A 21,454-nucleotide genomic window follows, 5' to 3' on the forward strand; every position below is an offset into this window, starting at 1 on the left:
CATCATGAGAGCAGTCTGCGGCGCACACCCGCCCACAGGTAGGCCGTGTCAGGGCTGGTGCTGACGGCTTGCGCCACTGCCACGCCGCGTGGAGTGATCGACCAGCACGCCGCGTACGGCGTCGCCATGATGAGACCGCGCGATTCGAGTCGGCCGATCGCCCGGCGGGCACTCCACTCGATCAGTCGCGCGTCTCGGGTGATCTGGTCGGCGGTCCACAAGCCGCCCAGCGCGAGGACGGCGAGCACCGCCGTTTCCGCCACCGTGCCGGTATCCATCACTTCCCCCTAGCTCGATTCGTCGTTGGCGCACCCGCCGCCAGGGACGAACGGCGTGCCCGGGGCTCAGGTCCGGCCGTGCCGATACGCCGGTATCAACCCGGCGGCGGGAGTGGAATCACGTTAGGCGCAGATCATGTCGTACAGATGAATTCGCCGTCTACAAGCGCCGACAGCCCGGCAAGGCTCGTCACGCCGCGGTTGTCCGGTCTGAGGCCACCATCTGCTCGGCGGCGCGGTGCCCGGACTGTCCTGGTTGTCGTTGTCGGACGAGCAACGCGGTAACCACGCGTGAACCACATCGCCGATGCCGTGCCGACGAATAGTGTCGCGGCTGCCCATGCGGCCTGGTGCCGCCGGGAACGAATTACCAGGCGCCACCAGCCAAGTCAAGACCACCGTGGCCACACCGGTCGACGCGGCGGTCGCCGCGACATCGCAGGCGCAATGTCTTTTTCTCGGCACGATCGGCTTTCTGTCCGGCGTGTCGCTGGGAGTTTGCCGGTGGTGTCGCACTTGAATTCATTGTGGCTGGTCGACGAATGCCGCGAACTACCCGTGGAGGTCAAGGCCGTGACCTGGCAGTTTCTTCGTTTTCTCAGCAGCGGACGCAGCGGTTCGGACCGGGCCCTCGGTGCTCTCGGCGGTGTGGCGCTCGCGCTGCTACTGGCCGTGACGGCGACCGCGGAACCGCTGTATCCGCGGCCGGATCCCGACCCGTTCTACGCCGCCCCGGCCGATCTGGCGACGTACCGACCCGGTGATGTGCTCGACGCGCGTCCGATGCCGCCGGTGGCGATCTTCCCCGGCGCGACCGTCACGCTGGTCAAATTCCGATCCACCAACTCACGCGGCGCGCCGATCGCTGCGACCACCACGGTGATCACCCCCGCCAACCATCCGCCCGACGGGCCGCTGCTGTCGTATCAGCATTTCATCAATTCGCTCGGCACCCAGTGCGCGGTATCGCACTCGCTGTACAGCGGCGATCTGAATCTGACGGTGACCATGCCGAGTTTGAACGCGGTGCTGGCACAGGGCTGGAGTGTCGCGCTGCCGGATCATCTCGGGCCGTACTTCGCGTTCGGAACGGCGCGCTTGGGTGGCCAGATCGTGCTGGACGGCGTCCGCGCGGTGAAACAGCTGCCCGCACTCGGCGTACAGTACAGCCCGGCCGTGCTTGCCGGTTACTCCGGCGGCGGCCTGGCCACCGCTTGGGCGGCCGCGTTGCAGCCGTCGTACGCACCGGAGCTGGAACTCGCGGGTGCGGCTTTCGGCGGCGCCCCGATGAACCTGGTGACGATCGGGGAGGCGCTGGGCTTGGAACCGCACCCGTCCTTCGGGCTGGCCATGGCAGCGGCGATCGGCCTGGAGCGGGAGTACCCGGACCGGCTGCCGACCAGCTCGTATCTCAACCCGCGCGGCCTCGAGGTTGCTGAGACGATGGCCAACAGCTGCGCCAACGACATCCTCACCGCGGGCATGGGCGGCAGCGCCGGCGAGTACGTCACCGACACTTCGATCTTCGACAACCGCGAAGCCCGATCGGTGGTGGAGGAGAACAGCCTGGAGTTCTACGCCGGGGTGCCGGAGATACCGATCTTCGAATGGCATTCACTGGACGACCAGCAAATTCCGGTCGACGCCATGGAGAACACCCTCCGCCGCTGGTGCGCGGCGGGAGTGCGGGTGCAGACATTGCGGGTGCCAGGAGTCGAGCACCTGACCGCGGCGGTACTGGGCGCACCCGTGGCACTGCTGTGGCTCCAAGCAAGGGTCCGCGGAGAGCCCGCCCCCACCAACTGCTGACGAAGCGATTCAGCAGGCGCGCTGCGGCGGCCATGCGCTGGCGCGGCGCGCGTGAACCTGGAGTACGGCTCAGCGGGGAAGGGATTCCGGTGCGTTGCTCTGAGCGCGGAGTTGGGCGCGGACTTCGGGTTTGAGCACCTTGCCGATCTTCGAGCGAGGCAGGTCGGCCCAGATCTCCACTTGTTTGGGGCTTTTCACGGCGCCGAGCCGTGCTTTGGCGAATTCGCGCAGTTCGGCGGCGGTGGCGGTGCGGCCGGTGTGGAATTGGACGACGGCGGTGACGCGCTCACCCCATTTGTCGTCGGGCAGGCCGACCACGGCGCAGTCCTGGACGGCGGGATGGGCCAGCAGGGCCTGCTCCACTTCGGCGGAATAGACGTTGAAGCCGCCGGTGATGATCATGTCCTTGGCACGATCGACGACGTAGAGGTAGTTGTCGGCGTCGAGATAGCCGATATCCCCGGTGTGGTGCCAGCCGAACCGCGATGCTTCCGCGGTCGCCGCCGGATTCTTGTGATAGCCGGCCATCACCAGCGGTCCGCGCACCACGATCTCGCCGCGTTCGCCGGTGGGCAGCAGGCGGCCTTCGCCGTCCATGATCGCCACCTGGGTCAGGGGAGTGGGGCGGCCCGCGGAGGACAGCCGCTCGGTCGCGATCGAGCCGTCCGGCCGGAAATGTTCCTTCGGCGCCAGGGTGGAGATCATCATCGGGGCTTCGGATTGCCCGAACAGCTGTCCCATGACCGGGCCGATCCGGTGCAGCGCCTGCTCCAGCCGAGCGGTCGACATCGGCGCCGCGCCGTACCAAAGACATTGCAGCGCACCGAGATCGGCGTCCGGCAGGGCGGGGTGGTCCAGCAGCATGTAGATCAGCGTGGGCGGCAGGAACGTGTGCGTGACACGGTGACGCTGCAGTAGAGCGAGGAATTCGCCCAGGTCGGGGGAGGGCATCACGACGATCTCGCCGCCGAGGGTCAGGATCGGGAAACACAGCACGCCCGCGGCGTGGGTGAGCGGCGCGAGAGCCAGGTAGCGCGGCCGTCCCTCGAACGGGTAGCTCATCAGCGTGAGCGCCGTCATCGTCTCGATGTTGTGCCCGGTGAGCCGGACGCCCTTGGGCCGCCCCGTGGTTCCGCCCGTGCCGACGAGCATGATGACGTCGTCCACCGGTTCGGCCTGCCACTCGGTCGCCGGACAGTCGCGGATCCACTCGTCGAAACCCACGGCTCCGGAGACGTTCTGGTCCAGGCAGATCAGGGTCGTCAACGCGGGCAGCCGCGGTGCGATGGCATGCACCAGCGGCGCGAAGGCGGAGTGGAAGATCAGGCACGTGCAATCGAAAAGGTCCAGCAGTTCCCGGTTTTCGGCGGCTTCGTTGCGCGGGTTCATCGGGCACCACACCGCACCGGCGCGGGCGATGCCGAAGACGCAGGCGAAGGCCAGTGCGTCGTTCGCCGACAGGATCGCGACCTTGTCGCCCGGGCGCACTCCTGAATCGTGCAGCGCGCGGGCCACCTGCCAGGACAGCTGCTGGACCTGCTGATAGGTCAGCGTGTTCCCGTTCATGGTCAGGCAGGGCGCGGTCGCGCCCAGGGAGGCGCCCTTGTCGAGATAGTCGGTCAGACGCACGGTCGTTCCTTCGAATGCGAAGCGGTGGGTGGACGATCCCGGCCCGTCGGCGTGCGGCGTCGGACGCCGACGGGCCGGGGCGTGATCAGCGGTGCACGGTGAGGACCGGTTCGGCGACCAGCCCGAAACCGCGCAGCACCCCGAGCAGTTCCCGATGGCCGAACGCCTGGCAGGCCGAGGCGAACCCGGCCCGCTTCGGCGGAGCCTGCAACAGCGAGTTCGCGGCGAACGCCTGTAGGAGGCCGGTCTGCTTGTAGTTGCAGTTTCCGTAGATCACGCAGTGCGCGCGCGCCAGCGGACCCGACGCGTGGACCGAGTCCAGCGAGGTGTTGACGCGCGGATTCTCCCGCGGCGGCATCTCGCTGCGCACAGCCGACGCCTGCTCGGTGAGCACCCGGTATTTCTCCTCCACCGGAAGGTCTTTCACCTGCTCGATGACGGCCTGCACGATCTGCGGAACGCCGAGCATCAGCGGCCGGTTGAAGACGCCGCCGAGCACCTTCACGTTCGAGACGCGCGGATCGCGTTTGAACCAGACCGGATGCGAGGTGCCGCCCCACGGCAGAGCCAGCCCGATTTCGTGCTGGCCGGGTACGACGACGTCGTAGAGTCCGCCGTCGGCGGGCCACTCGACGTACTCGTTCTGCTCGAGGTAGTAGGCCTTGGACAGTGCGGCGTTGACCAGGATCGTCTTCGTCGAGGCGACGGTCGGGAAGCCCTTCCAGAAGACCTGGATGTCCAAGGTGTCCAGGCCGGGCGTCTCGAGGCAGAGGTTGGCGGCGATCTCGCCGGTGGTGTACATCTGCGCGATGCCCGGCGACAGCAGCAGTCCGCGTTCGGCCATGTCGCTGCCGTATTGCTCATCGCAGTCGATGAGCCAATCCTGTTCCCCCGTGGTGTCGAGATAGTGCGTCCCCGCCGCGAGGCAGGCCTGCACGACCTCGTGGCCGTATTGCGAGAACGGCCCGACGGTGTTGCAGACGACGGAGGCGCCGCGGAACAGTTCGGTCAGCGGCCCCACTTCGTGGGCGACCTCGACGATCTCGTGCTCGACGGTGTCGATGCCGGGGACCTTGTCCATCGCTTCCTGGAGGCGGGACTTGTCCCGGCCCGCGGCGATGAAGGGGAGGTTGAACTCGCGCAGGTATTCACAGACCAGTCGGCCGGTGTAGCCCGAGGCGCCGTAGACGACGACGGGCTTGTGGGTGCTCATGAGATCTCAGACCTTTCGATGTTGTTCGGTTGTCACATGCCCATGCCGCCGTCGACCGGCAGGCCCGCCCCGGTGATGAAGCGGGCGGCGTCGGAGGCGAGGAACACCACCGCGTCGGCCATGTCGGCGACCTCGCCGAGGCGTCCCTGCGGGGTTTGCTCGATCACGGCGCCGACGGCGGCTTCCGCGCTGGGGAACAGACCGATCTCGGCCACGTCGCTGGCCAGCCGCGCGCCCATCTCGGTGGGGACGAGCCCGGGGTAGACGCAGTTCACCCGGACGCCGTAGCCGAGCTTGCCGGACTCCATCGCCGCGACGCGGGTGAGGCGATCGACCGCGGACTTGGTCGACGAGTACACCCCGATGCCGGGGAACGCGATGGTCGCGGCCACCGAGGCGATGTTCACGATCGCTCCGCCGCGGCCCGCCGCCCCGCCGGGACGCATCGCGCGGAAGGCGTGTTTGATGCCCAGCGCCGTGCCCAGCACGTTCACTTCCAGCATCCGGCGGGCCTCGGAGGGATCGAGATCCACGAGCAGACCGGTGATCTCGATACCGGCGTTGTTGACGACGATGTCCAGACCGCCCAGCGCGGCCACGGTGTCGGCGACCGCCTGCTCCCAGCGCGCGTCGTCGGTGACATCGAGCGGGACGAATTCGGCGACGGCACCGGAGGCGCGCAACGCCTCCACGGTGTCCTTGCCGAGATCCTCGCGTACGTCGCCGATGGCGACGGCGGCTCCGGCGCGGGCCAGCGCTTCGGCCATACCGGCGCCCAATCCTCGTGCTCCACCGGTGACCAGCGCCCGGCGTCCGGTCAGGTCGTACCCACTCATCCGGCATCTCCTCCTCGAGATGGCTTGTGCGGCTCGGGCGCCCGATACGGCGCTCGTCCGACTGCGACGTGGATCACAGTACTGTCAGATTTTGACACTCGTCAAGATTTTCTTTGACGACTGTCAAGACGACGCGGTCCGGTGTGGAGTGGCCGCGTTAGACTGAGCGGGTTCGCAGGGTGCGGACGCGTGGACGGAGAGAAGTCACGGTGACCGAGATCGTCGAGACCAGGCGGGATCGCATCGCGCGCAGGCAGGTGGACAAGTTCGCCGAACGGCGCGCGCAGTTGGCCGCCGCCGCGCTGCACACCCTCGCCGAACTCGGCTACGCCCGGACCAGCCTGCGCGAGATCGCGCAGAAATCCGAGTTCACCCACGGCGTGCTGCACTACTACTTCAACGACAAAGTCGAGCTGATCACGCACGCGGTGCGCCAGTACGAGGCGGTGTGCGTCACCCGGTACGACGACATCGTCGCCACCGCGACCACGGCCGAGGATCTGCGGCGCGACTTCGGCGCCGCCATGGCCACCACCGTGGACACCGATGCCCCGCTGCACCGGCTGTGGTACGACCTACGCAATCAGAGCCTGTTCGAGGAGTCCTTCCGCGACGACGTCATCGAGATCGACGGGCGTCGCGAGCAGATGATCCACAACGTCGTGCGGCGCTACGCGGAGTTGTCCGGCAAACCTCTGCTCGTGCCGTCGAACACGGCGTACGCCCTCTTCGACGGACTGTTCCAGCAAGCGTTGCTGCACAAGCTCTCCGGACGCGCCGACGCCGTCGACACCCTGCGCGCCGATGCCGCCCGTCTCCTGGACCTGGTGACCGGCGACGGCCGCCCCTGACTCGCCCCACGCCCGAACGCGCCGCGCCGCCTAGACCTCGATCCGCGAGCCCATGATGACGGTGCGGTCGCGAGGTAGTCCGAAGTGCTCGGCGGCATCGGCGGTGATGTAGGAGGTGGCGATGAACAGCCGCTTGCGCCACGACGCCATGGTGGGTGCGTCCCCGCGCCGAAGCTCGATCTTCGACAGGAAGTAGGAGGCATCGTCGAGCCGCAACGCCCCTTCGGTGCTGTCGGAGTGCAGCAGCGCCAGCGCGCCGCGGACATCCTGCGGCTCCATGTAGCCGAACCGGGCGCTGACGTAGATGATCCCGTCCTCGGCATAGCCGAGGGAGTCGACGGCGATCCTTTCCTCCGCCGGAACACGCGGGACCGGCTCGGTCTCGATCGACATGATCACCACATGGTCGTGCCGCACCTGGTTGTGCTCGACGTTGGCCCGCATCGCAAGCGGCGTGGTCTGCTTGCCGCGGTTGAGGAAGACGGCCGTGCCGGGAACCCGGCGTATCGACAGTTCTCCTTCGTGCAGCTGGTCCACGAATTCGCGCAGTGATCCCTCGCGCCGCTCCCGCTCCGCGCTGACGATCTCGCGCCCGCGCTGCCAGGTGGTCATCACGGTGAACGCGGTGAGCGCGATCGTCAGCGGCAGCCACGCGCCGTGCACGAGCTTGGTCAGGTTGGCCGCCACGAACAGCAGGTCGACCAGCACCAGCGGGACGGCGCCGAGGCCGATCAGCCACAGCGGTGTGCCCCACCTGGCGCGGGCGATGTAGAAGAACAGCAGCGTGGTGATCGTGATCGTTCCGGTCACCGCCATGCCGAACGCGTAGGCCAGCGCTGCCGAGCTGCGGAAGGCGAACACCAGCGTGAGCACCGAGACCATCAGCAGCCAGTTGATCCACGGTATGTAGATCTGGCCGACCTCCGATTCCGAGGTGTGCGCGATCCGCATGCGGGGCAGATAGCCGAGCCGGGCTGCCTGGGCGGCCACCGAGTACGCGCCGGTGATCACCGCCTGGGAGGCGATCACCGTCGCCGCGGTGGCCAGCACGACCAGGGGTAGCCGGGCCCAGCCGGGCACGAGCAGGAAGAACGGGCGGCTGACGTTACTGGGATCGTCGAGGATCAGCGCGCCTTGGCCCAGGTAGCTGACAATGCAGGCGGGGAACACGAGGATCAGCCAGGCCCGGGTGATCGCGCGGCGGCCGAAGTGCCCCATGTCGGCGTAGAGCGCCTCGGCCCCGGTGACCGCGAGCACGACCGCGGCCAGGGCGAAGAAGGCGATGTGGAAATGGTGGATCAGGAAGCCGAGCGCGTAGGTCGGCGACAGTGCCTTCAGGATCTCCGGGTGGCGGGCGATGCCGCCCACTCCGGACACGCCGATGGTGACGAACCACCCGATCATCACCGGCCCGAACACCCGGCCCACCGCCGCGGTTCCGTGCCGCTGCACGAGGAACAGCACCACGATGATCAGCGCGGTGATCGGCACGATGAACTCTTTCAGCTCCGGTTCGACCACTTCGAGCCCTTCGACGGCCGACAGCACCGAGATCGCCGGAGTGATCATGCTGTCGCCGAAGAACAGCGACGCGCCGAAGATGCCCAGCGACGCCAGCACGGCGGCTTGCCGCCGGCCGCGCCGAGCGCTCCAGCGCCGCAGCTGCGTGATCAGCGCCATGATGCCGCCCTCGCCGTCGTTGTCGGCGCGCAGTGCCAGCAGCACGTAGGTGATCGTGACGATGATCGTCACCGACCAGAAGATCAGCGACACCACGCCGTACACGTTCGCCATGCTGACCGGGACCGGATGCGGATCGCGCGGGTTGAACACCGTCTGGATCGTGTAGATCGGGCTGGTCCCGATGTCGCCGAACACCACGCCCAACGCCCCGACCACCACCGCGAGCCGCACCGCGTCGTTGGCGCGCACACCGTTGCCCGGCGCTGGCCGTTGCTCATCCGATGTGGTCTCGTGCCGGTGATCGGTCACGGCGATCCTCCTGCGTGCGGGCTACGCTGCCGCATCCGGCGCTTGGTCCCGGACGTTACCGCTCCCGGCTCGGCGATCGGGCAGGTTGCGGGGGAATCCTCAGCAGTCCCGCCGTTAGAAACGATCATCCGGGGTACCCGTGATCGTGGGTCTCAATCGAAAAGAGGTGAACGACGATGATGACCTTGGATCAGATCATGGCGATGGCACGCGACTGGTGGAATCGGATGTTCCCCGGCATGCCGATGATGATGTGACCTATTCCCCGCAGACCCGCGTTCAGCTGCGCTGACCGGTTCGGTCATTGCAGGCGGCTCGGCGGTCGTGTGGACTCGAGGCGATCGGTCACCCGGGCGAAGGGTGTCCGTGCAGGCCCCGAGCCCAAAGGGGTCGCGTCGCCTCGTTGCCGCCGATTCGCCCAAGGTCTGCACCCAGTAGTTCGGGCCCGGCTGGTCGGAGACCGCGGGATCAGCAGCCCCGCGGTGCGGGGGCCGAGGCCCGTTCGACGCGGAGGACGAGCAGCGACGCGACGGTCAGGTAGACCGCGGCGATGATCAGGTCGAGGATTCCCTGACCGGATTCGCCATGGTCGAAGCGGTTGAGGGCGGCGACGGTGATGACGCCGGAGCCGAAGAAATAGCCGGCGGTGAGGGCCGGGATCGCGAAGCGCCAGGGGAGGAAGGCGGCGATCAGCAGGACGAGGGAGAAAGTGAAGTCGGGGGCGGCGAAGATGTTGTCCGCGCGGTAGTCGGCATCGACGATGAGCGCGATGATCAGCCACACGCTGACCGGGATGGCGCAGACTCGCGCGACGGTGTTCACAGACATGGCGAAATCCCTTTCTGGCGCCCTTCGGCTTGGGCGAGGATCGAGGCGACCAGGCCGGGAAAGCGGGCGTCGAGTTCGGCGAGGCGCAGGGTGTTCATGCGCTGGCGGCCCTGGTCGAACTGGCGGATCAATCCGGCGTTGCGCAGTGCTTTGAAGTGGTGGCTCAGGGTGGACGGCGGAATGCCGAGACCGAAACTGCCGCAGGGACGATCGCCCTCGTCGATGAGCATGCGCACGATCCGCCGACGGGTCGGGTCGGCGAGGGCGTGCAGCACCGCATCGATCGACACGGCATCGATCTCGGGGTGATCTGCGGACTTCCAGCGCCCGATCGGCATCGCACCTCCGCTTCGTCGCGTCTCTTCGAGAACTCTCGAAGAGATGGTAGCGCGCGAGACGTCTATTCCCCACTGCGGGAAAAGGATTCAGTACGACAGGCGAGTCATCCGGATCTCGGAGATCGACATGCCCCGGCGACGGCGGAACAGCCCGCGGAGAGTTCCCGCGTTGAGGTAGCCGACCTTGGCGGCGACCGCGTCCACGGTGAGGGGCGTGGTACGCAGCAGGTGCATGGCGCGTTCCAGGCGGATGTCGTGGACGAATTCGGTGGGCGACATGCCCAGTTCGGCGTGGGTGGCGCGTTGCAGGCTGCGCTCGGTGACGCCGATGGCCTTGGCGGCCTGCGAGATTCGGAAGTTGTCGGCGAGGTGGTCGCGGACCCAGCGTTCGAAGGCGGCGGTGACCGAATCCCCTCTGGCGATGACCTCCGGAATGATGAACTCGCGCTGCGGTCTTCCCGCGCCGACCGCCAGATACCGCATCGCGCGCTCGGCCAACGCGGGGCTCTTGGTGGCGATCAGCGACAGCGCGAGATCCATATGCGACAGCGCCGCGCCCGCGGTGGTGACGCCGTTGCCGCGGCACAGGGTGCGGCCTTCGTTCAGCTGGACACGCGGGTAGCGATGCCGGAAGCTCGGGCCGAGCCACCAACTCGTGGTGGCGGGGGAGCCGTCCAGCACACCCGCCTCGGCGAGGAAGAACGTTCCGGTGCACGCGGCGGCGAGATGCACCCCTCTTTCGCGCGCCGCGACCAAGCGGTCGAGCACAGGACGGCTGGTGGGGGCGGAGATGAGGTCGATCAGCGCCTCGGCGGCGAGCACGTTCACCGCGGGCACGATCATCAGCTCGAATTCGTCACCGAGTTCGTCGAGCGGAACCGTCGGTACCGTGTTGCCGTTGCCCGAGCGGATGGTGGCGCCGAACGAGACGCTGCGGACCCGCCAGGGCTGCGGCGGGTCGGTGAGCTCGGTCCGCACCGAGTTCGCGGTGTTGAAGGTCTCCAGCAGGGCGGCGTATCCGAAATCGGCCACGCCGTCCACGACGAAGACAGCGACGTCCATGTCGGAAACAGTACCGAAGATGTCGTTCACGACACTCTGTTCCGCCGGAATTCTGTCTTACTGTCATCCCCGAGACGACTCGCCACCGGGAGCAGCCGCCCGGCGAGCCGGTCGAGCCACCCTACCGTTCACCTGGGGAGTTCGCGTGACCCTGATCAAAACGACCGGAACCCATCACGTCCGGTTGACCGTGACCGACATCGCCCGGTCCCGTGCCTTCTACCACGAGGTTCTCGGCTTCCCGATCGCCGCAGAATCGCCGGGTAGTCCGGACGATCCGGCGGTGCGGACCGATCCGTTCCAGCTCTTCGGCGGAGTGGTGTTCCAGGCCAACGGAATGCTGCTCGGCCTGCGCCCGGTGGCGCCAGCGTCGGACCGCTTCGACTCCGACCGGGTGGGCCTGGACCACCTCAGCTTCACCGTCCCGGCGCGGGACGATCTGGTCGCGGCCGCCGACCGGCTGAGCGAAGCGGGCATCGAACACGGTGAGATCATCGAGATGACCGACTTCGGGATCGCGATCCTGTCCTTCTCCGATCCGGATGGCATCCACCTGGAACTCACTGCGCCACTGTGACTTCGGCGCGCCGCACCGGCGTGACCGACCCGGAATGAACGTTGTCCTGATGAATGCTCTGACGACCGGCCGCGGAATCGGTGTGGTTGTGCCGAGGAGGTAGGCCGATGCTCGTCCAGCGTGCGCGACTGCGGAAAGTGGACGAGAGCTCGGTATTGCCGAGCCCGAGCACGCTGCTGTGCGCGCTGGGCGGTCAGCATGTGCACGGCCCGGTGAGCCGATGGGCGCGCGAACTGACCGAACTGCACCGCCGCCGCCGCGAAGTTCCGGGGCGTCGGGCGGAGATCGATGCGCACCGTGCCGAACTGGTCGACCGGATCGACACGTGGGCGGCGGTGCATGTGCCGAGCGCGGCGCCCGGGGTGCGCCTGCACGAAGCGAGTCTGGGAGAAGTGATCGACCGGATGGCCGCCGTAGCGGAACAAGCGTTCCATCTGTTGATGCACGACGATCCTGGCGGTGTGCGCATGCACGCGGCATGGACCAGGTTGGCCGAATTGGAGATCGCCTACGCGGATCTGGTTCGCGAGGTCGGGGACGGCCGTCGTCGGCTTCCCCCGATACGATGGGGCGCGGATGACTGAGCGGCAGTCCGGCTCGCCGCCCGTCTGGGCGAGTCGAATACGCGCTACCCGCGCATGGCGCGTCGAAACGACTGGACAACAGGGCGTAGGCTAGTCGCTCCTACGGACAGCGCGACTTCTGGGAGTGGTGCATGAGCAACGACGACAGCATCGCGCAGCGATTCGATGAGGGGCGGCGGCCAGGAGACGGGAGCGCGGGGACGCATCCCGCGACGACACGGACCGGCACGATCAGCGTGCGGGTGCCCGCGGAGTCCGAGCAGCTGGCGATGTTGCGTGCCTTGGCCGAGACCGTCGTGCTCATGGCCGATTTCGGCATCGATGAGGTGACCGATATCCGGCTGGCTCTCGACGAGGTCGCCAGCGCCCTGGTGCTGGACGCGGTGCCCGGGTCGGAGCTCGACTGCGCGTTCGGTTTCGACGGCGACGCCGTCGACGTGCGCGTGAGCGCGCTCACGAGGTCGGAGGCCACTCCGGACCAGTCCGGCTTCGGCTGGCACATCGTCGCGACGCTGACCGATTCGGTTTCCGCGTCCCAGGGCGCGTACGACGCCACGGCTGGCGGCTACCCGACCACCGTCGACTTCCGGTGGGTGCGCGGCGGCTCGGATGAGTAGCGAGTCGAATCGGAGCACGCCCAAACGCAAGTCGGGGGGAGACAGCTACGACAATATCGAGCCGCTGTTCGCCGAACTCGCCGCGCTGGCGGCGGGCGACCCGCGCCGCGAGGCCCTGCGCGCGGAGCTGATCGACCGCTGCCTTCCGCTGGCCGAGCACATCGCACGAAAGTTCAGCGGACGCGGCGAGAACTTCGAGGATCTGCTCCAGATCGCCCGGGTGGGCATGCTCGCCGCGGTCGATCGCTTCGATCCCGCGCACGGCGCGACCTTTCTGTCCTTCGCGGTGCCGACGATCATGGGCGAGGTGCGCAGGCATTTCCGCGACCACGCCTGGTCGGTGCGAGTGCCGCGGCGGCTCAAGGAGATTCAGTCCACCATCGGCCCCGCGGTGGAGACCCTGTCGCAGCGGCTGGGCCGGATGCCGAGGGCACGGGAGATCGCCGAGGAACTGGGGGTCGACCTGAACGAGGTGACCCAGGCGCTCATCGCGCGCAACGCGTATCAGACCTCCTCGATCGACGCCGTCGCCGATTCCGGCGACGCGGAGTCCGGCGGGCCCTCGCTGCTGGATTCGCTGGGCGCCGAGGACCCCGATTTCGGCACCGTGGAGAACTATCTGGCGGTGAAACCGCTGCTGGCGGCGTTGCCGGAACGCGAGAAGCAGGTGCTCGTCATGCGCTTCTTCGATTCGCTGTCCCAAGAACAGATCGCCCAGCGGATCGGCTGTTCCCAGATGCAGGTCTCGCGCATTCTGTCGAAGACCCTGAAGTCATTGCGCGAGCAGGCTTTACGCGACTGACCCGGACGGCTGGCGGCGCGGGCGGGGTGTCTCGCCAGCTCGCGGGCGAAGATCTGAGAGAGTTGCCAGGTGAGCGCTTGGGATCGCTACGCGTCGCTGGTGACCGCCCGCGGATCGTGGGTGCTGCTGCTCGTGCTCGCCGCGGCCTCGGTGGGGCTGATCGCCGCCGTCGGGGAGAACGAGGCGGCGGGCCAGGCGCCCGACGCCCTGCCGCCGTCGGCGGAGGCCGCCCAGGTCGAACGCGCATTGGACGAGTTTCCGGACGCGGGCCGGGCGGCCGCGATCATCGTGGTCACCCGCGCCGACGGCGGCAACCTGACCGACGCCGACCGCGACGCCGCGGCCGCGGCGGTGACCCGTGCCGCTGGGCGGTCCCCCGGGCCCGCCGACCTGATCACGTCACCGGATCAGAAGGCGGCGATCGGGCAGGTGCCCGTGCAGGCCGACCTGAGCGGGTTCGCGCTGACCGACCGCATCCGGGACATCCGGTCCACCGCGCGCGACGGGCTGCCCGACGGGTTGATCCTGCAGGTGACCGGCGGTCCCGCGTTCGGCGCCGATATCGCCGACTCGTTCTCCGGCGCCAACGTCACCTTGCTCGCGGTGACCGCCATCGTGGTCGCGGTGCTGCTGATCGCGACGTATCGCTCCCCGGTCCTGTGGTTGGTGCCGCTGGCCGTGGTCGGCGCGGCCGACCGGGTGGCCACCAGCGCCGGAACCGCCCTGGCGCGCGTGACCCCGTTGGCCTTCGACGGATCCACGTCCGGCGTCACCAGCGTGCTGGTGTTCGGCGCGGGCACCAACTACGCGCTGCTGCTGGTGTCGCGCTACCGCGACGAGCTGCACCGCTCGCCGGAACACCGTGTCGCGTTGCGCCAGGCGGTGCGGCGGGCCGGGCCCGCGATCCTGGCGAGCAACGCGACGGTGGTCGCCGCGCTGCTGGTGCTGCTGCTGGCCTCGGTGCCGAGCACCCGCAGTCTCGGTGTGATGGCCGCGCTCGGGTTGCTGGTCGCGGTGGGGTTCGTCCTGCTCGCGCTGCCCGTCGCCCTCGCGCTGTGCGGGCGCAACGTGTTCTGGCCGTTCGTGCCCCGTTCGGACGACCGTGACACCGCCGACCAGGGGATCTGGCACGCGATCGCCGCGCGCGTGGTGCGCAGGCCCGCACTGGTCGCCGGGTGCGCCATCGCGGTGCTCGCCGTCTGCGCGACCGGTTTGCTGACGGTGCGGGTGGGACTCTCGCAGACCGAGCAGTTCCGCGTCCGCGCCGAGTCGGTGGAGGGATTCGACACGCTCGCGCAGCATTTCCCGTCCGGCGCCTCCGACCCGGCGATCGTGCTCGCCGACAGCGGCGCGGTCGCGGGAATCGATGCGGCGTTCCGGCGCACCGAGGGGGTGGTGCTGACCTGGCAGACGGGCACCTCGCCGACCGGGCTGACCCGGTGGGCGGTGGTGATCGACGCGCCACCGGCTTCCGCGCGGGCTTTCGAGACGATCGAGGCGCTGCGCGCGTCGCTCGCCGAGGTACCCGGGGCGCAGGCGCTGGTCGGCGGCACCGACGCCCAAGTGCTGGACATCCAGACCGCCGCGGCCGAGGACCGCACGGTGATCATGCCGCTGATTCTGGTCGTCGTGCTCGCGGTGCTGCTCGTGCTGCTGCGCGCGATACCCGCCGCGTTGCTCCTGGTCGCGGTCACCGTGCTCAGCGCGCTGGCCGCGCTCGGACTGGGCAGCTGGATGAGTGAGCAGGTGTTCGGATTTCCCGCGCTGGACATCAGCGTGCCCTTGTTCGCGTTCCTGTTCCTGGTCGCGCTCGGTGTGGACTACACGATCTTCCTTGTGACCAGGGCGCGCGAGGAAACCCCTGGCCACGGCACCACGCAGGGCATGGTGCGCGCGGTATCGGTGACCGGCGCGGTGATCACCAGCGCCGGAATCGTGCTCGCCGCGGTGTTCTGCGTGCTCGGCGTGCTCCCGCTGATCACGCTCACCCAGGTCGGCATCGTGGTCGGTCTCGGCATCCTGCTCGACACATTCGTCGTGCGGACCGTCGTCATCCCGGCATTGTTCAGTCTGATCGGCCGCACGATCTGGTGGCCCAGCGAGCTGCGCCTCGTAGCGGACGAAGGGCAGCCGACCGGCGAGCCCACCTTCGCAAGTCCCCCCGGCGGAGATCAGCCGCACGGGCCGCGAAAGGAATAGCCGCGATGGATGCGTTGAGAGCGGACGACCGCGCCGCGGCCATCCGCTCTTGGGGTTTTCGTGCGTGCGGGGTCAGTGCCGGAAGGCGTCCTTGACCTTCTCGCCCGCGTCCTTGAGGTCGGACTTGACCTGATCGGTCCGTCCTTCGTCTCTCTTCTGCCGGTCATCGGCGGCCGCACCGAACTTTTCCTTGGCTTGACCGGCGACTTTCTCGGCCTTGTTCTTCGCCTTGTCGGTGGTGCTCATGTCGTAACCTCCTTGTGGGGCGACCGGCCGGTCGTATCCGCCGGTCCTCATCGCGATAACCGGTCACGGCGAAGCGAAACGTGCGGTGTGCCATCGCGAACAAGAAGACCCGGCCGAAACCGGGTCTTCCTCGTCGGTGAATCAGGAGGCCGGAACCGTGGGCGGCGTGAGCAGACCCTGCGCGACGCCGACCCCGGCGCCGACGGCCGCACCGAGAGCGATGGCCGGTGATGCGACGAACCCGTAGCCGATGGCGGCGCCGAAGCCCATGACAGCTACCGTCCCGGTGGGAAACATCGGAATGCCGGCGATGGCGCCGCAGATCGCGCCGATGACCGCTCCGATCGAGGCCACGGGAGCAGCCACCATGCTGCCGACCGACGCGCCGATCGTGGTGGAGCCGATGATGTCCGCGGCCATACGGTCGGAGCGGGACGGCTCGAAGCCCGCCGAATCGAAGGTCTGCGCGAGGCCCGCCTCCGAGCGCGCGATCGCGTCGTTGAGCAGCTTGCCCTGATCGGGAGTCAGGAAATCGGGTCGGCCGACCACGACGGAACCGACGCGCAGCGTGCCGGGGGGCGCCTCGATCGGCGCGACCGGCGGGGCCGGTGCGGCGGGGTTGGGCAGGTGCAGGCGCTGCGGAACGATGGGAGCGAGCACGTTCGGGTCCGGCATCGGCCGGTTGGTGCTGAGATCGTTGCGTCCGGTGGAAATCGGGGGCGCGGGGGGAACGGCGTCCGGCGGAATGGCGCCCGGATCGACCGGATCGGCGACCGGGGCTATGGCGGGTACCGGTGCGAAGGGAAGCTGGATGGAGATTTCGGGCACCAGCGGGTCCGCGGTGGCTGTCGCGGCGCCGACCACGGACAGCGGGATCGCACTCGCCACGACCAGGGTGGCGGCGCGGCGTAAGAAGGGGTGTGCTGGAGTTTCCGGTTTTTCTATGCCCATGAACTTACCCACCTCATTCCGAAGAGGACATATACCTACCTTTCTTGTTCGGTCCGGTAACCCCTTCGGATGCGTGAAAATCGAACTTCATCGGATCACGCGCTGGAATCCCGAGGGCGACACGAATATCGGTAACGGCGCAAGATAATCGATCGCAACCGTTTCTCTGCGTGGTTTATCGACCACAATCACGAAATAAAGCGGGAAACGGGTTTTGGCCCCGCTGTCGGCGAAATCCCCTGATCGGGAAACGGCGATTGCCCCGGGTCGCCGAACCCGGGGCAATACGCGTCAGGAACCGGCCGCGGCGAAACCGGCGCGCAGGTCGGCGAGGATGTCGTCGATGCCCTCGATGCCGACGGCGAGCCGGACCAGGCCGGGCGTGACGCCCGCGGCCAGCTGCTCCTCCGGCGTCAGCTGGGAGTGCGTGGTCGAGGCCGGGTGGATCACCAGCGAGCGCACGTCACCGATATTGGCGACGTGGCTGTGCAGCCGCAGCGCCTCGACGAATCGCTTGCCCGCGTCCACGCCGCCGGCCAGCTCGAAGCCGATCACCGCGCCGGTGCCCTTCGGCGCGAGTGCGCGGCCCCGCTCGTACCACGGCGACGACGGCAGGCCCGCGTAGGACACCGAGGTCACCTCCGGGCGCGTCGTCAGGAACTCCGCCACCGCCCGCGCGTTCTGCACGTGCCGCTCGATCCGCAGGCTGAGCGTCTCCAGACCCTGGCTGATCAGGAAGGCGTTGAACGGCGAGACCGCCGCGCCGAGGTCGCGCAGCAGTTGCACGCGCGCTTTGAGCGCGTAGGCGGGCGCGCCGAGATCGGCGTACACGACGCCGTGGTAGCTCGGGTCGGGCTCGGTGAAGCCGGGGAACCGGCCGCCGGTCCAGTCGAATCGGCCGCCGTCGACGATCACGCCCGCGATGGCCGCGCCGTGGCCGCCGAGGTACTTGGTGGCCGAGTGCACGACGATGTCCGCGCCGTGCGCGAGCGGCTGGATCAGGTACGGGGTGGCGACGGTGTTGTCCACGATCAGCGGAACGCCGTTGTCGTGGGCGACATTCGCGATGCCGGGGATGTCGAGGATATGGTTCTGCGGGTTGGATACCGTCTCGCCGTAGAGCGCCTTGGTGTTCGGGCGGATCGCGGCCTTCCACTGCTCCAAGTCGTCCGGGTCGTCGACGAAGGAGACCTCGATGCCCAGCTTGGGCAGCGAGTAGTGGAACAGGTTGTAGGTGCCGCCGTAGAGGCGCGGGCTGGAGACGATGTGGTCGCCCGCCCCGGCGATATTGAGGATCGCGAAGGTCTCCGCGGCTTGTCCCGAGGCCAGCAGCAGAGCGGCCACACCGCCTTCCAGGGCGGCGATGCGCTGCTCCACGGCGTCCTGGGTGGGGTTCATGATCCGGGTGTAGATGTTGCCCGGCTCGGCCAGACCGAACAGCGCCGCCGCGTGCGCGGTGTCGCGGAAGGTGTAGGAGGTGGTCTGGTAGATCGGCAGCGCGCGGGCGTTCGTCGCGCCGTCCGGAATCTGTCCGACGTGGATCTGCTTCGTCTCGAAGCTCCAGTCCGTGGACAGGTCGGGTTCGGTCATCGGGAAGGTCTCCTTCGCGTGGACGAGCGATGAGTGGGAACAGCGGCTGATCCACGCTAGGTACGACGCAGGGGAAGGGCGATAGTTACATTCGGACCGATTCCAACGATGGTGTGCGCGACGATCGCCCGCCGCCGCGGCTATTCGGTGGATTCGGGTTCGCTGTCGGGTTCCGGCAGCGCGACCGTGGCCGCATCGATCTGCTCGCCGACATAGCGCAGCACGACCGCGGCCATCGCGACGACCGGGACCGCGAGGAAGGCGCCGACGATCCCGTACAGCGAGCCGCCCGCCGTGACGGCCAGCAGCACGATCACCGCGTGCAGCCGCATGCTGCGGCTCTGCAAGACCGGTTGCAGCACATTGCCTTCCAGTTGCTGCACGGCGATGACGATGCCGAGCACGATCAGCGCCGTGACGAACCCGTTGCCGACCAACGCGACCAGCACCGCGAGCGCGCCCGCGACGAACGCGCCCACCATCGGGACGAACCCGCCGAGGAACGTGATCACCGCGAGCACCAGCGCCAGCGGCACCCCGAGAATGACCAAGCCCGCGCCGATGAAGACGGCGTCGATCAGGCTGACCAGCGCCTGCGTGCGGATGAACCCGCCGAGCACCACCCAGATCCGGCTCAGCACCTCCTCCAGGTGCCTGCCGCTGCGCGTGCCGGACACGCTGTGCAGCCAGGGCAGGAACCGCGGCCCGTCCTTGACGAAGAAGAACGTGAGCACCAGCACGAGGAACAGGGTCACCAGCACCGACGTCGCGGTGCTCACGCCGCTGAACACGCCGGAGGCGATCTGCTCGGAACTCGACTGCAGCCGGGACACGATCGCGTCGACCGCCGAATCCAGTTCTTCGTCACGGAGTCTCAGTGGCGGACCCTGCAGCCAGTCCCGCACCTGGTTGACGCCCTCGGTCGCCTTGTCCGCGAGTTCCGGCGCCTGATCCACCACCGAGGGCACGATGAGCGCGATGACGCCGGCCAGCAGACCGATGAAGCCGAGCACGCCGATCGATGCCGCGAGCGCGGGCCGCAGGCCGTGCGCGGTGAGCCAGCGCACCGGCGGCCACAGCACCGTCGCGACGACCACGGCCAGCGCTACCGGCAGGATCACCACCCACAGCCGGGCGATCAGGAATCCCAGCACCCACGCGCCCGCCGCGATCGCGACGATGCACACCGCCCACTTGGCCAGCCACAGAATGCCCGCCCCGATGACGTCACCGCGATCCCGCGTCGTGCTGTCGTCGGTTCGGTGGTCCTTGCTCGTTTCGCTCATGACCGCGCCTTGCCTGCACTCTGCTCCGTCGTGCGCGATTGCGCGCTGTGTTGTCGGTTCACTCGCTGACGCTCGCTCACGACTGCGCCTCGCTGGCGCTCGGCTCCGTCGTGCGCGATTGCGCGCTGCGTTCTCGGTTCACTCGCTGACGCTCGCTCACGACTGCGCCTCGCTGGCGCTCGGCTCCGTCGTGCGCGATTGCGCGCTGCGTTCTCGGTTCACTCGCTGACGCTCGCTCACAGGCCCAGTCTGGCACGAGGACGCGGCATCGAGGAGGGTCAGCCGAAGCCGGGTAATGGTCCGCATGCATCCCGCGGTGGCCCTACGCTGATCGCGGTAGCGAGTTCGGCGCGACGGCTGGGAGTCTCGATGGGTGCCGCGTTGGTCAAAGGTCAGAACGGGGCGCTGGACGCCGCCCGGCTGCTGGTGTCGGTGCGGACCGAGGCCGTGGTCGACGTGTCGGCGCTGCTGGTGACCGAATCCGGCCGGGTGCGCTCGGACGCGGATTTCGTGTTCTTCAACCAGCCGAGCGGCCCCGGAGTGGCACTGCGGCCCGGAACGCCTGCCGCGCTGGCGGTTTCGCTCGCCGAGCTGCCCGAGGACATCGCGCAGCTGCGCGCGGTGCTCACGCTGGACGATCCCGCGGCCACCTTCGGCCGGTTCGCGCCGCCCGTCGCCACGGTCGCGGACGAGACGGGCAACGTGTTGTACGAGTACCGCATCGAGGGGCTCGGCAGCGAATCCGTGGTGATCGCGCTGGAGCTGTACCGGCGGAACGGGGCGTGGAAGGTGCGGGCGGTCGGGCAAGGCTACGCGGGCGGTTTCGCCGCGCTCGTCACCGATCATGGCGTGAGCGTGGACGACGAACCCGCCGCGGGAGGCGCTCCGGAGCCGATCGCCGCGGGCTCGTCGACGGCGGCGACGGACGTGTTCACCGTGCCCGGCGAGGCCGCGCTGTCCTTCGAGAAGCGCGCCACCCTGGACCTGCGCAAGCGCGCGGTCGCGAAAGTCCTGGTGGATCGGGATGTCTTCGGGATTCGCGCGCGCGTCGTGCTCGTCATCGACAAGACCGGCAGCATGAACCGGCAGTATCGCGACCAGGTGGTCCATCGCGTCGTACAGCGGATGATTCCGGTGGCCACGCAGCTCGACGACGACGGCACCCTGGAGGCGTACCTCTACGCCGTGTCGTTCGCCAAGCTGCCCGACATCACCGTCGAGCACGGGGAGGCGTGGGCCCAGACCTACCTGCACCTCGGTGGAACCCACGGGGGCATCGACTACGACCGGCTCGGTGGCCGCAACGACGAACTGCCGATCATGCGCGACATCATCGGCTCGCTGCGTCCCGGCGACCGCCCCACGCTCGTGCTGTTCTTCACCGACGGCGGCTTCGCCAAGAAGCGCGAGATCGCGGCCCTCATGCGCGAAGCCTCGCGGCTTCCGGCCTTCTGGCAGTTCGTCGGCCTGGGCCGCGCCAACTACGGCCTGCTGAAGACCTTGGACGAGTTGTCCGACCGTGCGGTGGACAACGCGGGCTTCTTCGCCCTCGACGACATCGATCAGGTCGACGACGCCCAGCTCTACACGCGCCTGCTCGGCGAGTTCCCGGACTGGCTGCGCGCCGCGCGTGCCGCGGGCATCCTGCGCTGACGGGCCGTCGCGAACCCGGACCGCGCGGCGGGCTGCTGACGGCGTTCAGCGCGAACTCTGCCTGCGGCGGCCAGACCAGGCGTTATAGCGAGATGCTATGGTGCACGTGCGAT

Annotated in this window: 21 protein-coding genes; 9 read left to right on the top strand and 12 right to left on the bottom strand. The window is 68.5% G+C overall.

What is annotated here, in order from left to right; genetic code table 11:
- Positions 1–2: 2 nt before the first annotated feature.
- Complete coding sequence (locus tag ON34_RS07825; RefSeq protein ID WP_040776092.1) at positions 3–278, bottom strand: hypothetical protein; 276 nt, start codon at positions 276–278, stop codon at positions 3–5.
- Positions 279–926: 648 nt separating this feature from the next.
- On the opposite strand from ON34_RS07825, the gene ON34_RS07830 reads away from it, so the two are divergent.
- A complete protein-coding gene (locus ON34_RS07830; RefSeq protein WP_040776554.1) occupies positions 927–2,087 on the top strand; it encodes a lipase family protein in 1,161 nt (386 codons plus the stop codon).
- A gap of 69 nt (positions 2,088–2,156) precedes the next feature.
- Here the strand turns inward: ON34_RS07830 and ON34_RS07835 are convergent, their stop codons facing one another.
- The 3 genes from ON34_RS07835 to ON34_RS07845 all read right to left on the bottom strand — a co-directional run bounded on the left by ON34_RS07835 (position 2,157) and on the right by ON34_RS07845 (position 5,765).
- Entirely contained in the window at positions 2,157–3,716 is a 1,560-nt protein-coding gene (locus ON34_RS07835) for an AMP-binding protein (RefSeq protein WP_040776095.1), read from the bottom strand.
- 85 nt (positions 3,717–3,801) lie between these two features.
- Positions 3,802–4,929, bottom strand: a complete 1,128-nt coding sequence (locus tag ON34_RS07840) for a DUF5938 domain-containing protein (protein WP_040776097.1) — start codon at positions 4,927–4,929, stop codon at positions 3,802–3,804.
- A 32-nt stretch (positions 4,930–4,961) separates the two neighbouring features.
- Positions 4,962–5,765: an SDR family NAD(P)-dependent oxidoreductase gene (locus tag ON34_RS07845; RefSeq protein WP_040776099.1), complete on the bottom strand. Its 804-nt coding sequence runs from the start codon at positions 5,763–5,765 to the stop codon at positions 4,962–4,964.
- A gap of 209 nt (positions 5,766–5,974) precedes the next feature.
- Here ON34_RS07845 and ON34_RS07850 point away from each other — a divergent pair, with 209 nt between their 5' ends.
- A complete protein-coding gene (locus ON34_RS07850) occupies positions 5,975–6,616 on the top strand; it encodes a TetR/AcrR family transcriptional regulator (protein ID WP_040776101.1) in 642 nt (213 codons plus the stop codon).
- A 30-nt stretch (positions 6,617–6,646) separates the two neighbouring features.
- On the opposite strand, the gene ON34_RS07855 is transcribed toward ON34_RS07850, so the two are convergent.
- On the bottom strand, positions 6,647–8,548 hold the full coding sequence (locus ON34_RS07855) for a potassium transporter Kup (RefSeq protein ID WP_040776558.1): 1,902 nt from the start codon (positions 8,546–8,548) through the stop codon (positions 6,647–6,649).
- A 199-nt stretch (positions 8,549–8,747) separates the two neighbouring features.
- Between ON34_RS07855 and ON34_RS37125 the strand changes: the two genes are divergently transcribed.
- Positions 8,748–8,900, top strand: a complete 153-nt coding sequence (locus tag ON34_RS37125) for a hypothetical protein (RefSeq protein WP_157172210.1) — start codon at positions 8,748–8,750, stop codon at positions 8,898–8,900.
- A 176-nt stretch (positions 8,901–9,076) separates the two neighbouring features.
- On the opposite strand, the gene ON34_RS07860 is transcribed toward ON34_RS37125, so the two are convergent.
- The 3 genes from ON34_RS07860 to ON34_RS07870 all read right to left on the bottom strand — a co-directional run bounded on the left by ON34_RS07860 (position 9,077) and on the right by ON34_RS07870 (position 10,836).
- Complete coding sequence (locus ON34_RS07860) at positions 9,077–9,436, bottom strand: hypothetical protein (protein ID WP_157172211.1); 360 nt, start codon at positions 9,434–9,436, stop codon at positions 9,077–9,079.
- Positions 9,427–9,774 carry an ArsR/SmtB family transcription factor gene (locus ON34_RS07865; RefSeq protein ID WP_040776108.1) on the bottom strand — a complete coding sequence of 116 codons (348 nt, stop codon included), beginning with the start codon at positions 9,772–9,774 and terminating at the stop codon, positions 9,427–9,429. Before ON34_RS07865 ends, ON34_RS07860 begins: the two co-directional genes overlap by 10 nt.
- Before the next feature lie 87 nt (positions 9,775–9,861).
- Positions 9,862–10,836: a GlxA family transcriptional regulator gene (locus ON34_RS07870; protein WP_040776110.1), complete on the bottom strand. Its 975-nt coding sequence runs from the start codon at positions 10,834–10,836 to the stop codon at positions 9,862–9,864.
- 145 nt (positions 10,837–10,981) lie between these two features.
- Here ON34_RS07870 and ON34_RS07875 point away from each other — a divergent pair, with 145 nt between their 5' ends.
- The 5 genes from ON34_RS07875 (at position 10,982) to ON34_RS07895 (ending at position 15,615) form a co-directional block, all read left to right on the top strand.
- Positions 10,982–11,413, top strand: coding sequence for a VOC family protein (locus tag ON34_RS07875; RefSeq protein ID WP_040776112.1), 432 nt, complete (start codon positions 10,982–10,984; stop codon positions 11,411–11,413).
- A gap of 107 nt (positions 11,414–11,520) precedes the next feature.
- Positions 11,521–11,997 carry a DUF4254 domain-containing protein gene (locus tag ON34_RS07880; protein WP_051022256.1) on the top strand — a complete coding sequence of 159 codons (477 nt, stop codon included), beginning with the start codon at positions 11,521–11,523 and terminating at the stop codon, positions 11,995–11,997.
- 131 nt (positions 11,998–12,128) lie between these two features.
- Entirely contained in the window at positions 12,129–12,614 is a 486-nt protein-coding gene (locus tag ON34_RS07885; RefSeq protein ID WP_306303636.1) for an ATP-binding protein, read from the top strand.
- Entirely contained in the window at positions 12,607–13,416 is an 810-nt protein-coding gene (locus tag ON34_RS07890) for an RNA polymerase sigma factor SigF (protein ID WP_040776115.1), read from the top strand. Before ON34_RS07885 ends, ON34_RS07890 begins: the two co-directional genes overlap by 8 nt.
- A gap of 69 nt (positions 13,417–13,485) precedes the next feature.
- Positions 13,486–15,615, top strand: coding sequence for an MMPL family transporter (locus ON34_RS07895; RefSeq protein ID WP_245547937.1), 2,130 nt, complete (start codon positions 13,486–13,488; stop codon positions 15,613–15,615).
- Between the two features lie 72 nt (positions 15,616–15,687).
- Here ON34_RS07895 and ON34_RS07900 read toward each other — a convergent pair whose 3' ends face one another.
- The 4 genes from ON34_RS07900 to ON34_RS07915 all read right to left on the bottom strand — a co-directional run bounded on the left by ON34_RS07900 (position 15,688) and on the right by ON34_RS07915 (position 19,688).
- Positions 15,688–15,861: a CsbD family protein gene (locus tag ON34_RS07900; RefSeq protein WP_040776570.1), complete on the bottom strand. Its 174-nt coding sequence runs from the start codon at positions 15,859–15,861 to the stop codon at positions 15,688–15,690.
- A gap of 141 nt (positions 15,862–16,002) precedes the next feature.
- Positions 16,003–16,812 (bottom strand): hypothetical protein, encoded by an 810-nt coding sequence (locus tag ON34_RS07905; RefSeq protein ID WP_051022257.1) that lies wholly within the window; start codon positions 16,810–16,812, stop codon positions 16,003–16,005.
- 291 nt (positions 16,813–17,103) lie between these two features.
- Positions 17,104–18,402: a bifunctional o-acetylhomoserine/o-acetylserine sulfhydrylase gene (locus tag ON34_RS07910; protein WP_083889210.1), complete on the bottom strand. Its 1,299-nt coding sequence runs from the start codon at positions 18,400–18,402 to the stop codon at positions 17,104–17,106.
- A 140-nt stretch (positions 18,403–18,542) separates the two neighbouring features.
- Positions 18,543–19,688, bottom strand: a complete 1,146-nt coding sequence (locus tag ON34_RS07915) for an AI-2E family transporter (RefSeq protein ID WP_040776118.1) — start codon at positions 19,686–19,688, stop codon at positions 18,543–18,545.
- A gap of 369 nt (positions 19,689–20,057) precedes the next feature.
- On the opposite strand from ON34_RS07915, the gene ON34_RS07920 reads away from it, so the two are divergent.
- Positions 20,058–21,341, top strand: a complete 1,284-nt coding sequence (locus ON34_RS07920) for a vWA domain-containing protein (protein WP_040776121.1) — start codon at positions 20,058–20,060, stop codon at positions 21,339–21,341.
- Positions 21,342–21,454 lie beyond the last annotated feature (113 nt).

Source organism: Nocardia pneumoniae NBRC 100136 (genome assembly GCF_000308755.1).
GTDB lineage: Bacteria > Actinomycetota > Actinomycetes > Mycobacteriales > Mycobacteriaceae > Nocardia > Nocardia pneumoniae.